The following is an 11,569-nucleotide window of genomic DNA, read 5'->3' as shown; positions in this document are numbered from 1 at the left end:
GATGTGTGCAATGTGTTCAGGAAAACCCGGAATCTCTCCCGGACACGTCCCAGGCGTGGTGGACGATATCGTGCAGGTGGTAGACGGCGATGGTGGCGACGGTGAATTCGCTTCCATTGCTGCGTAATCCACGTCGGTTCCAGCCGTCATCGGATACCCGGTCGTAGCGGTCGGCGACGGCGGTCGCCGCGTCGCACAGTTCACCGGCGACCACCCCGGGATCCTGGGACCCGTAATCGTCGGCGATCGCGGTGGCATCCTGGTCCCAATTCGGGAACAGTGGATCGGGTTCGGTCAGCATCAACTGCACACGGTGATCGAAGATGCGGTGCACGTCCCGGATATGACAGCCGTATTCCAGGTGCGACCACACCCCGGGTGCCGGACGGACCCGGACGCCGGGTTGCGCCAGGCGGGTGACCCAGGCCGCGGCGTCACGGCGGATGCGCCCGGCGACGCCGGTGGGGTGCACGGTGGCGGGGTCGAAACCACAGTCCGGGCAGGCCCGGGTGAGTACCCAGGTCCAGTCCTTGTCGTCGGGGACGATGCCTCCGGTCACAATGCGCCGGGGGCGAAGGTGTCGCACTGGTTGGGGTCACCGGTCCGGTAACCCTGGGTGAACCACTTCTGTCGCTGCTCGGAGGATCCGTGCGTCCAGGCCTCCGGATTCACCCGGCCGGTGGCCTGCTTCTGGATACGGTCATCGCCGACCGATGACGCGGCCGAGAGCGCATCGGCAATATCTTTGTCGCTCAACGGTTCCAGGAATGTGACGTCGGTGCCTTCCTGCTTGGTGATGGCTGCGTAGTGGGCCCACACCCCGGCATAGCAGTCGGCCTGCAGTTCGGTGCGCACCCCGCCGCCGGTGGGGCCCTGCGGATCCTGCTGCGCGCGCCCCAACACCCCGAGCAGATTCTGCACATGGTGCCCGAACTCGTGAGCCACGACATACTCCTGGGCCAACGGGCCACCGCTGGAACCGAATTGATCTCGCAGGACGTCGAAGAAGTCGGTGTCGAAATAGGCGGTGCGGTCGGCCGGGCAGTAGAACGGACCCACCTCGCTGGTGGCCGGGCCGCAACCGGTATCCACCGATCCGGTGAACAACTGCACCTGCGGCCGTTGATACCCCTGCAACTGCTGGGCCCATACGGCGTCCACCGAGTTCCCGGTGGCGATCACCCGGCACTGCACGATCGCGTTGGCGTCCGCGCCGGTCTTGCACTGGTCCAGGTCGAACCCCGGTGCGGAAACCCCTTCGGTGTCATAACCACCGCCCTGGGTCTGCGGCATCACGCTGCCGGGGTCCACCCCGAGGAAGAGGGCCACCACGATGATCAACAGCCCGCCGAGACCGCCGCCGACGGCGATGCCCCGTCCGCCTCCACCGCGTCGCCCGCCGCTGCTCGACGTGGTGCTCGTGTCGATCTGCATACCTTCGTTGAAGGTCATCGTTGCCCACCAACCCCATCTGCGCGCCGGCACTCGTCGCCTGGTCCAAGCCGGGCTCAGCTTTCCACACTACGATTGCGGTGTGCCCCCTGTCGCCGAACTGACGACGATCGTGGAGACGGCGCACGGACTGCTCCGAGGCACCACCGACGGTGGGGTGGGAGTCTGGCGCGGCGTCGCTTACGCCGAACAACCCGTGGACGATCTGCGCTTCATGGCGCCCCGCCCGCTGCGGCCGTGGCCGGGGGTGCGCGACGCCACCGATCACGGCCCGCTGCCGCCGCAGGGTCGCTCCTTCGTGGGCGGCGGCCGCGACGACCCGAAGATGCGGGACGAAGCCTGCCTGACCGTCACCATCTGGTCACCCGACGTGTCCGCATCGTTGCCCGTGATGGTGTGGATCCCCGGTGGCGCATTCGTCTACGGCGCCGGTCAACTTCAGCTCTACAACGGCTCCCGGCTGGCGGCCAACGGCAACGTCGTGGTGGTCAACGTGACCTACCGTCTCGGTGTCTTCGGCGGATTCGAGCTCGGCGATCTCGGGCCGGGTTTCGATGACAACCTCTGTCTGCGTGATCAGCTCGCGGCACTGCGCTGGATCCGGGAGAACATCGGCGCGTTCGGCGGGGACGCCGGACAGGTCACGGTGTTCGGCGAATCGGCCGGCGCGACCTCGGTGCTCGCGTTGCTGGCCAGCCCGGCCGCCGAGGGCCTTTTCGACCGGGCCATCGCGCAGAGTCCGGCGCTGCCGCTGATCGCCGACCGGGAGAGTCGGGCACGTCAGTCGCACGCGTTCCTCGCCGAACTCGGCGTCGGCATCGACGAGCTCAAGGCGCTGCCCCAGCGCAAGCTGCGCCGGGCGGCCGGTCAGATCCAGTTGGAGAGCGCCGCCCAGACACCCACCCTGGCCTACGGACTGACCCACGGTGTCGATCTGCTCCCGCATCATCCGATCGAGGCCGCGCGGCTGGGGCGGGTGGCCACAACCCCATTGATCATCGGCACCAACAGCCACGAGGCGTCGATGTTCGCCTGGGGCAAGCCACCCATGTTGCCCACCACGGCCGCCGGCATCGATGGCTTCTTCGCGCGCCGGGCGCCGCAGGCCAGGGACCGGGTACTGGCCGCATACCCGGGATTCCCGCGCAGGCGGGCGTTGATCGATTTCGGTTCCGATGCCATGTTCGGCGCGCCCACCTGGGCGTTCGCCGATGCCTACAGTGCCGATGCACCCACCCACGTGTACCGCTTCGACCACACCACCTGGACGCTCAAGGCGCTCGGTCTCGGCGCGACACACGGCAGTGAGATCGTGCACATCCAGCACAGCTACGGCTCCTACCTGGGGCGCAAGCTGCATCCGCTGGGCCGGCGGGTGCAACCCTCGGTGGGCAGGCGGATGCAGCGCACCTGGCTGGACTTCGCCACCGACGGACGGAGCGTGTGGCCGCGCTATGACGCCGAAACCCGGCGCACCCTGGTGATCCGCTCGACCCGCGATGTCACCGTCGAGGACCCCGATGCCGTCCGGCGCGCGGCGTGGGACGGGGTCTATTAGCGGCGGGCGGCTAGCCGTAATGCCGGTCGGTGTAGCGGCGCAGGTTGTGCAGGAATCGCTGAAACATCCACGCCATCACCGGTTTTCCCGCCGACATGCCCAACCGGGCGGCGGTGCCGTTCGGTTTCATCGCCATCACCCAGGTCAGGTGGCAGCCGTTCGCGGTCGGCACGATCCAGTAGTCCTCGGCGAAAGCGGCGATGCTGGTCGTCGACGCATCGTTGAAGCGAAAGGCCATGTGGCTGTAGGGCTCCCAGGCGAGGAATTCTTCATCGCCGATGATCCCGCCGCGCATCGTGACGGTACGGGTGGTGCCGATGTCATAGGGCTGCGGGCTGGTCCAGGTCACGTCGGTGATCACGCTTGCCCACTGCGGCCACGACCCGGCGTCGGAGAGCACCTCGAACAACTGCTCGGGGGTGACGGTCAGGTCGACGGTGCTGACGAAGCGGAACGGGGCATCGGAGATGAAATCCAGGTCGACGCGCTCGCACGGGTACATTTTCGCCACCCGCTGACCCTAGCCGGGCTCGTGACCAGCCGCGGACTGCGGTCGCTGGTGCCCGCACCCACCCCATTAGACTGGGCTGTCGTCTCACCCATCTTCATGAGGAGTTTTTGTGCTGCGCAGCCATGCCGCCGGATCGTTGCGGTCCACCGACGCCGGTCAGACGGTGACCCTGGCGGGCTGGGTGGCGCGTCGGCGCGACCACGGCGGTGTCATCTTCATCGATCTGCGCGATGCGTCCGGGACATCTCAGGTCGTCTTCCGGGACGCCGCGGTGCTCGAGCAGGCGCACCGGCTGCGCGCCGAGTTCTGCGTCGCGGTGACCGGTGTCGTCGAGGTGCGCCCCGAGGGCAACGCGAACACCGACATCGCGACCGGTGACATCGAGGTCAACGCCACCGAGCTGACGGTGCTGGGGGAGAGCGCGCCGCTGCCGTTCCAGCTCGACGAGACCGCCGGCGAGGAGGCCCGGCTGCGCTACCGCTACCTGGATCTGCGGCGCGAAGGCCCCGGACAGGCAATCCGGTTGCGGTCCAAGGTGAATGCCGCCGCCCGTGGCGTACTGGCCGAGCACGACTTCGTGGAGATCGAGACCCCGACACTGACCCGGTCGACCCCCGAAGGCGCCCGCGACTTCCTGGTGCCCGCACGTCTGCAGCCCGGCTCGTTCTATGCGCTGCCGCAGAGCCCGCAGTTGTTCAAGCAGCTGCTCATGGTGGCGGGGATGGAGCGCTATTACCAGATCGCGCGCTGCTACCGGGACGAGGATTTCCGCGCCGACCGCCAGCCCGAGTTCACCCAGCTCGACATGGAGCTCAGCTTCGTCGAGGCCGATGACGTCATCGCGATCTCCGAAGAAATCCTCAAGGCGCTGTGGGCGTTGGTGGGCTATGACCTGCCGACGCCGATCCCGCGGATCAGCTACGCCGACGCGATGCGCCGGTTCGGTTCCGACAAGCCCGATCTGCGCTTTGCGGTCGAACTCGTGGAGTGCACCGATTACTTCTCCGACACCACCTTCCGGGTCTTCCAGGCCGACTACGTCGGTGCCGTCGTGATGGCGGGCGGGGCGTCCCAGCCGCGGCGCACCCTCGACGGCTGGCAGGAGTTCGCCAAGCAGCGCGGGCACAAGGGCCTGGCCTACGTGCTGGTCGGCGAGGACGGTGAACTGGGTGGCCCGGTCGCCAAGAACCTCACCGACGCCGAGCGCGCCGGACTGGCCGCCCACGTCGGCGCCGAGCCCGGCGACTGCATCTTCTTCTCGGCGGGTTCGGCCAAGGCCGGCCGGGCGTTGCTCGGCGCGACCCGCATCGAGATCGCCAAGCGCCTGGACCTGATCGATCCGGCCGCCTGGGCGTTCACCTGGGTGGTGGACTGGCCGCTGTTCGAGGCCGCCGACGACGCGACGGCCTCCGGTGACGTCGCCGTCGGCTCCGGTGCCTGGACCGCCGTGCACCACGCATTCACCGCGCCCCAGCCGCAGTCCGAGGCCACCTTCGACACCGAGCCCGGCACCGCGCTGGCCAACGCCTACGACATCGTCTGCAACGGCAACGAGATCGGCGGCGGGTCGATCCGTATCCACCGTCGCGACGTCCAGGAGCGGGTCTTCGCGATGATGGGCATCGATCACGATGAGGCTCAGGACAAGTTCGGGTTCCTCCTGGACGCCTTCACCTTCGGCGCCCCGCCGCACGGCGGTATCGCCTTCGGCTGGGACCGCATCACCGCGCTGCTGGCCGGGTTCGACTCGATCCGTGAGGTCATCGCGTTCCCGAAGTCCGGCGGTGGGGTGGACCCGCTGACCGATGCGCCCGCGCCGATCACCGCGCAGCAGCGTAAGGAGGCGGGCATCGACGCCAAGCCGGGCGCCGACGCCAAGTAGTCGTTCGCAAACGCCTGCCGATGCCTCCGCGGCGGGGCTACGATCCGCGCGTGCAGCGTGCGGGGGGTCAGTCGTCACGGCGAGCGACGGTGCTGACCTCCGTCGTGATCGTGGCCGTCGTGTACGTCGCCTCACTCATCGGGTACAGCGTGCTGGAGCAGCCTCCCGCGCAGTTCCGGTTTCCCGAGGCGGCGACGAGCGGGGAGACCGCCGTCATCGTGCGGCTGAGTCAGGTGGACACATCGGCGAACCGGCTGGTGATCGACGTGCTGGTGCATCCGGGTACGCAGCTGCAGGCCGAGCCACCGGACCAGTACGTGATCCGGCTGAGCTCCTGGACGGACTCCGGCGAGCTCATCTACCTCCACGACGATCTGGTGGGCAACGAGCTCACCACCTCGTTGGTGGCGGTGGGCGACCCCGATGAATGGCCGTTCGACAGCTATGTCACCGACACCATCGGCATGCAGTTGTTCGCCGGCACCGGCGACGATCAGCGCCCGATCGCCGCGCCGATCGTGGTCGGCGGCAGCGTCAACGGGTGGGTCATCGACAGCCGACTGGGCACTGTCGGCTCACCCGGCGCCACCGCACCGGCCGTGGCGTTCGAGCTGGAGCGAACCCGCGAGGCGTTGGTGCTCATCGCGGGCATCCTGCTGGTACTGCTGGCGCTGCCCGCGGCGGCGCTGTTCGTGGCGATCGAGACCGTCCTCGATCGACGCAAGCTGCAGCCACCGTTCATCACCTGGTTCGCGGCGATGCTTTTCGCCGTGGTGCCGTTGCGGAACGTGCTGCCCGGGGCACCGCCGGCCGGCGCCTGGATCGACCTCGCGGTGGTGGTCTGGGTACTGGTCGCCCTGGCGGCGGCGATGGTGCTGTACATCATTGCGTGGTGGCGACAGACCCGGCCGGAATAGACGCCGGGGCGGAAAGGCTGACATCTTTCATGACCGAATCCCAGGATGATCTCGACAAGAGCAAGCTCGTAGCGGACACCGCGGCACTCGACGCTTTCAACCGCGGCGTGGTCGAGGAGTTCCGCGCGAACGCGGGCCGGGTGGGCGGCCCGTTCGAGGGCGCCACCCTGGTCCTGCTGCACACCGTCGGCGCGAAGTCGGGCCGACCCCGGCTCTCTCCGCTGGCCTACCTCGAGATCGACGGCAAGGTGCTCATCGTCGGGTCCTATGCCGGTGCGCCGACCCACCCGGCGTGGGTGCACAATCTGCGGGCCGATCCGAAGGCGCATATCGAGATCGGCACCGATGCCTATGACGTGACCGCGCGCGAACTGCCCGACGACGAGCGTGACGCGACCTACCCGAAGATCGTCGCGGTGGCCCCGGTGTTCGCCGAGTACCAGGCCAAGACCTCGCGAGCCATCCCGTTATTCGAGCTGGTGCGCGCCTGAGTTTGCCGAAGTGCGGTCGTTGACGGTGTCCTGACCGTACGCTCACCTGCGACTATCGAGCTTGTGTGTGCTGCGGGGAGCTGACATGGGAAACACCGGTGCGCCGAACACCGTCGACTACATGGACCACGCGTCCTATATCGCGCTGCGCGCTCTGCGGCGCGGGCCGGTCGGGCAATCGGTGTGGATCTACGAACGCGGCGTCGACCTGGACGGTCTGCGTCGCTTCCAGCGCAACCTTCAACACACCCTCCTGGGCCGCCGGATCGAACGGTCGCCGCTCCCGTTCGGCAGGCACCGCTGGGTGCGCAGCGCCGGACCCGACAACATCGAGGTGGGCACCGTCGAGCGGGCACGTTCGCAGGTGTGGCAATGGGCCAACGAGCGCGCCAAAATTCCGGTCGATCCGGAAACTGGGCCGGCCTGGCATCTGGCGGTGCAACCGCTGTCCGGTGGCGCTTCGGCGGTGTCGTTGGTGTTCTCGCACACCGTCGCCGACGGCGCCGCGTCGACGCTGTCGATCGTGTCCGCTGTCGAGGGCCGCGGGTGGGAGCTGGGATACCCGGACCCCGGATCGCGCACTCTCGGCCGGGCACTGCGCGAGGACCTGGGTGCCACGGCCCGATTGCTGCCCGGAATTCCGTCCTCGCTGATCGGGACGGTGCGGCTGCAGCGTCAGCAGGCGGCGGCCAACCCGAAGGCCAAGACGGCGAAGGCCCGCAAGCCCGCCGTTGCGGCCGGCTCGAGGGAGCCGGTCACCGTGCCGATGGTGGCGGCGAGCGTCGATGTGGAGACCTTCGACCAGAAAGTGGCCGAACTCAGCGGCACAAGGAACGCGTTCGTGGCCGCGCTGGCCACTCGGCTGGGCCACGCGCTGGGCCGGGTGGACGACGACGGGATGGTGACGCTGATCTTCCCGGTGAGTGAACGCACCGAGGGCGACACCCGCGGCAACGCCCTGAATGCCATCACGGTGACCGTGGACCCCGCCACCGTGGTGGCCGATCTCGGACCGCTGCGCAAGGCCGTCAAGGACGCCCTCATCGAGATGCAGGCGAGCCGGGACGCGATGATGGCGCCGCTCCCGCTGATCCCGTTCGTCCCCAAGTTCCTGATGGCACAGGTGGAAAAGGCGGTTCTGCAGGAGGGGCAGCCGATCGGCTGCTCCAACGCCGGTGACATGCCGCCCGCGCTGAGCCGGATCGACGGCACCGAGGCGGACTTCTTCATCGGGCGGATGATCGAAAACGGGGTCACCGAAGCCGCTTTCGCCCGCCGCGGTGGACACCTGGCGCTCGGCGTCACGATCTCGAGCGGCACCGTGGCGATCAGCATCGCGTCGTGGAAGGTCGGTGGCCCGAACTCGGCGCCGGCCCTTGCGGATGCCGTCGCGGCGGCATTCGCAGACTTCGGGCTGGCGCCGAAGATCGAATGGTGATCGCGCTGAAAATGCCTAGAGCCGTTCGATGATGGTGGCGTTGGCCATACCGCCGCCCTCACACATCGTCTGCAGGCCGTAGCGGGCGCCGCGCTGCTGCAGCGCGTTGACCAGGGTGGTGACGATGCGCGCGCCGCTGGCCCCCAGCGGGTGTCCGATGGCGATGGCGCCGCCGTTGACGTTCACCTTGGCCAGGTCGGCACCGGTATCGGCGGCCCAGCTCAGCACCACCGGCGCGAATGCCTCGTTCACCTCGAAGAGGTCGATATCGGCCAGCGTGAGCCCCGCGCGCCGCAGCACCTTCTCGGTGGCCGGGATGACGCCGGTCAGCATGTAGAGCGGATCGGAGCCCACCACGGTGGTGGTGTGGATACGGGCCAGCGGTCGCAGACCCAGCCGTTTGGCGGTCGCCCCGCTGGTGATCATCACCGCGGCGCTGCCGTCGGACAGCGGCGAGGAGTTGCCCGGGGTGATCTCCCAGTGGATCTGCGGGAAACGGGCCGCGTACGCCTCGTTGTAGAACGCCGGGCGCAGTCCGGACAAGGTCTCCACGGTCGTCCCGGGGCGGATGATCTCATCGGTGCTCAGCCCGGCGATCGGTGCGAGTTCGGCGTCGAACAGGCCGGCCTTGGTGGCGGCCGCCGCCTTCTCGTGGCTGCTCGCAGAGAACTCGTCGAGCTGGGCCCGCGACAGCTTCCACTTCGCGGCGATCAGTTCGGCGCTGATGCCCTGCGGGACCAGGCCCTCGGGGTAGCGGGCGGCCATGTCCAGGCCGAACGGGTCGCTGCCGGGCAGTACCGAGGAGCCCATCGGCACCCGTGACATCGATTCGACGCCGGCTGCGATCACGACGTCATAGGCCCCGGCGAGCACGCCCTGAGCGGCGAAGCTGATGGCCTGCTGACTGCTGCCGCACTGCCGGTCGACGGTGGTGCCGGGAACCGACTCGGGAAATCCGGCGCCCAGCAGTGCATTACGGGCAATGTTCACCGACTGGTCGCCAACCTGGGTCACCGCTCCGGCGATGACATCGTCGACCTGGGCGGGCTCGACGCCGGTCCGTGCGATCAGTTCGCGCAGGCTGTGCGCCAGCAGATCGGCGGGCAACACGCCGTGCAGCGCGCCGTTGGCCTTGCCCTTGCCGACCGGTGTCCGGACCGCGCCGACGATGACCGCATCCCGATCTGAGAATCCCGACATGTCTGCTCCTCAAGAACTCGCGCTGAGTACTGCTCTCTATACTTAGATCTAACACCTAGGTCTAGTAACAACAACCCAGCTTCGGAGTGATCTCGATGACAATGCTGCAGGGGCCGCTGGCCGATCGTGACGCGTGGTCGGCGATCGGGGAGTGCCCGATCGAAAAGGCGATGACCGTCGTGGGCCAGAAGTCGGCGATGCTGATCATGCGGGAGGCCTGCTACGGCACAACCCGATTCGACGATTTCTCCAGACGGGTGGGCATCACCAAGGCGGCGACGTCGGCGCGGCTGTCCGAGCTCGTGAGCGCAGGTTTGCTAGAAAAGCGTCCGTACCGCGAATTCGGGCAGCGGGAGCGCCAGGAGTACGTGCTCACCGAGGCCGGCGTCGACTTCATGCCGGTGGTCTGGTCGATGTTCGAATGGGGTCGCAAGCACCTGCCCTACACCGGCCGGATGAGGCTCACCCATCTTGGCTGCGATGCCGACGCCCGCGTCGAGATTGTTTGCGAAAAAGGGCATTCCGTGGATTTTGACGAGTTGGGCATGCGGCAGGTCCGCCCCGGTGGGGGACCCGCTCAGGCTCGGCCGTAGCCGCCCACCGTTGACGGTTTCGGGTTAAAGTCATCCGACTTCCGTGCATAGCCGCCCGCGATATTGACTAATTCGTTAAAATTCGTTCGCTACGTCGATCAGGTGTACGGGGGGCCCGCACATGGCGATGGATATTCCGTGTCAAGAGAGGCCCCGGCAAATGACGTACCCGGCTGACAACACGCTCGCCTATATGGACCAGGGCTCCTATCTGGGTTTGCGGGCGTTGCGGCGCGGACCGGTGATCCAGTACTCGTGGATCTACGAGCGCGGCGTGGACATGGACGGGCTGCGGCGGTTCCACCGCAACCTGGCCGACGGGCTGCTGGGCAGGCTGGTCGAACGATCGTCCATCCCGTTCGGCAGGCACCACTGGGTGTCCTGCGGTGAACCGGGTCCGATCGACATCTCCGCGGCCGAGCGCCGCCGCGACGAGGTCTGGGACTTCGTCAACGAACGCGCCGACGTGCCGGTGGACCCCGAACACGGCCCGCCGTGGCATATCGGGGTGCAGCCGCTCGTCGAAGGTGGCGCGGTGGTCACCCTCGTGGTGTCGCACACCGTCGCCGACGCCGGCGCCCTCATCGAATCGATCACCCACGCCGTGAACGGCACCGGCCGCGATCTGGACTATCCCGCTTCCCGGTCCCGCGCTCGCGCGTCGGCCCTGCGGCAGGACGCACGCACCACCCTGCTCGCGCTGCGCGACGTTCCGTCCGCGGCACTGGGGGCGGTACGCATTGCCCGTGCACAGTCCGCGGAACTGTCCGAATCGGCGAGGGCCGTCGCTCCCGTCTCCGCGGTACGACACCCGCAGCAGGCCGTGCACCTGCCGACCATCTCGGTGCGCGTCGACCAGACCGAATGGGAGCACCGCGCCCGAGCACTCGGCGGCTCCAGCAATGTACTGCTGGCCGGTATCGCCGCGCGGATCGGAACCATCGTCGGCAGGGTCGACGCGGACGGAAAGGCGATGTTGTCGCTGCCGGTCAGTGAACGCGTCGACGGCGACACCCGGGGCAACGCGCTCAACACCATCACCGTGATGGCCGACGGGGAGCGCTCGCCGGTCGATCTCGGCGAGATCCGGGCCGGCATCAAGGCCGCGCTCACCGAACTGGCCGGCAGTCGCGAGTGGCTGCTGGCTCCGCTGCCATTGGTCCCGTACTCCCCGAAGTTCCTGCTGCGCCGCCTGGAGAAGCTGGTTCTCAAGGTCGGCAAGCCCATCGGATCCTCCAACAGCGGCCCGCTGCCCGATGAGGTCAATCGTCCCGATGGGACGCCGGCGGACTTCTTCGTGGCGGGCTCGCCGGAGCCGGGCCTGACCGAGGGCGACCTGGAGCGGATGGGCGGCCGGATGCTGGTCGCCGCGGGTACCGTCGGGGGTGCAGTATGCATCTCGGTGGCCTCCTGGGAACCGGGCGCGCCGAATACCAAAGAGGCCCTTATGCAGTCGGTCAAGGAAGCGTTCTATGATTTCGATCTGACCGCGGTGATGGAATAGCGGCCGCAGGCACGCACAATGCG

At 68.1% G+C, this 11,569-nt stretch carries 11 protein-coding genes; 7 read left to right on the top strand and 4 right to left on the bottom strand.

Translation table 11 applies throughout. The features are described from left to right. Positions 1 to 16: 16 nt before the first annotated feature. Positions 17 to 559 carry a DinB family protein gene (locus EXE63_RS31155; protein ID WP_436277732.1) on the bottom strand — a complete coding sequence of 181 codons (543 nt, stop codon included), beginning with the start codon at positions 557 to 559 and terminating at the stop codon, positions 17 to 19. After that, positions 556 to 1,452 (bottom strand): KPN_02809 family neutral zinc metallopeptidase, encoded by an 897-nt coding sequence (gene ypfJ, locus EXE63_RS31150; RefSeq protein ID WP_105366192.1) that lies wholly within the window; start codon positions 1,450 to 1,452, stop codon positions 556 to 558. Before ypfJ ends, EXE63_RS31155 begins: the two co-directional genes overlap by 4 nt. 82 nt (positions 1,453 to 1,534) lie before the next feature. Here ypfJ and EXE63_RS31145 point away from each other — a divergent pair, with 82 nt between their 5' ends. Next, positions 1,535 to 3,010, top strand: coding sequence for a carboxylesterase/lipase family protein (locus EXE63_RS31145; protein ID WP_168145159.1), 1,476 nt, complete (start codon positions 1,535 to 1,537; stop codon positions 3,008 to 3,010). Positions 3,011 to 3,020: 10 nt separating this feature from the next. Here EXE63_RS31145 and EXE63_RS31140 read toward each other — a convergent pair whose 3' ends face one another. Then, a complete protein-coding gene (locus EXE63_RS31140; RefSeq protein WP_168145875.1) occupies positions 3,021 to 3,512 on the bottom strand; it encodes an SRPBCC family protein in 492 nt (163 codons plus the stop codon). Positions 3,513 to 3,630: 118 nt separating this feature from the next. Between EXE63_RS31140 and aspS the strand changes: the two genes are divergently transcribed. From aspS to EXE63_RS31120, 4 genes are all read left to right on the top strand, one after another. Further along, the gene (gene aspS, locus EXE63_RS31135) at positions 3,631 to 5,403 is read left to right on the top strand and encodes an aspartate--tRNA ligase (RefSeq protein WP_168145158.1); all 1,773 of its coding nucleotides are present in this window, start codon (positions 3,631 to 3,633) and stop codon (positions 5,401 to 5,403) included. Positions 5,404 to 5,453: 50 nt separating this feature from the next. Further along, positions 5,454 to 6,320, top strand: a complete 867-nt coding sequence (locus tag EXE63_RS31130) for a DUF8686 domain-containing protein (protein ID WP_234904339.1) — start codon at positions 5,454 to 5,456, stop codon at positions 6,318 to 6,320. Between the two features lie 29 nt (positions 6,321 to 6,349). Continuing rightward, complete coding sequence (locus EXE63_RS31125; RefSeq protein WP_168145156.1) at positions 6,350 to 6,811, top strand: nitroreductase family deazaflavin-dependent oxidoreductase; 462 nt, start codon at positions 6,350 to 6,352, stop codon at positions 6,809 to 6,811. A gap of 85 nt (positions 6,812 to 6,896) precedes the next feature. Beyond that, positions 6,897 to 8,249, top strand: a complete 1,353-nt coding sequence (locus EXE63_RS31120) for a hypothetical protein (RefSeq protein WP_168145155.1) — start codon at positions 6,897 to 6,899, stop codon at positions 8,247 to 8,249. 15 nt (positions 8,250 to 8,264) lie between these two features. On the opposite strand, the gene EXE63_RS31115 is transcribed toward EXE63_RS31120, so the two are convergent. Beyond that, positions 8,265 to 9,449: a thiolase family protein gene (locus tag EXE63_RS31115; protein WP_168145154.1), complete on the bottom strand. Its 1,185-nt coding sequence runs from the start codon at positions 9,447 to 9,449 to the stop codon at positions 8,265 to 8,267. Between the two features lie 95 nt (positions 9,450 to 9,544). Between EXE63_RS31115 and EXE63_RS31110 the strand changes: the two genes are divergently transcribed. Both EXE63_RS31110 and EXE63_RS31105 read left to right on the top strand, forming a co-directional pair. Further along, entirely contained in the window at positions 9,545 to 10,042 is a 498-nt protein-coding gene (locus EXE63_RS31110; protein WP_168145153.1) for a winged helix-turn-helix transcriptional regulator, read from the top strand. A 160-nt stretch (positions 10,043 to 10,202) separates the two neighbouring features. Further along, positions 10,203 to 11,546 (top strand): hypothetical protein, encoded by a 1,344-nt coding sequence (locus EXE63_RS31105; RefSeq protein WP_168145152.1) that lies wholly within the window; start codon positions 10,203 to 10,205, stop codon positions 11,544 to 11,546. The last annotated feature ends 23 nt before the right edge of the window (positions 11,547 to 11,569 follow it).

The organism is Mycolicibacterium frederiksbergense, from assembly GCF_012223425.1.
Taxonomy (GTDB): Bacteria; Actinomycetota; Actinomycetes; order Mycobacteriales; family Mycobacteriaceae; genus Mycobacterium; species Mycobacterium frederiksbergense.
Note: the sequence above shows the minus strand (reverse complement) of the source record. Positions and strands in the feature narration are given on the sequence as shown.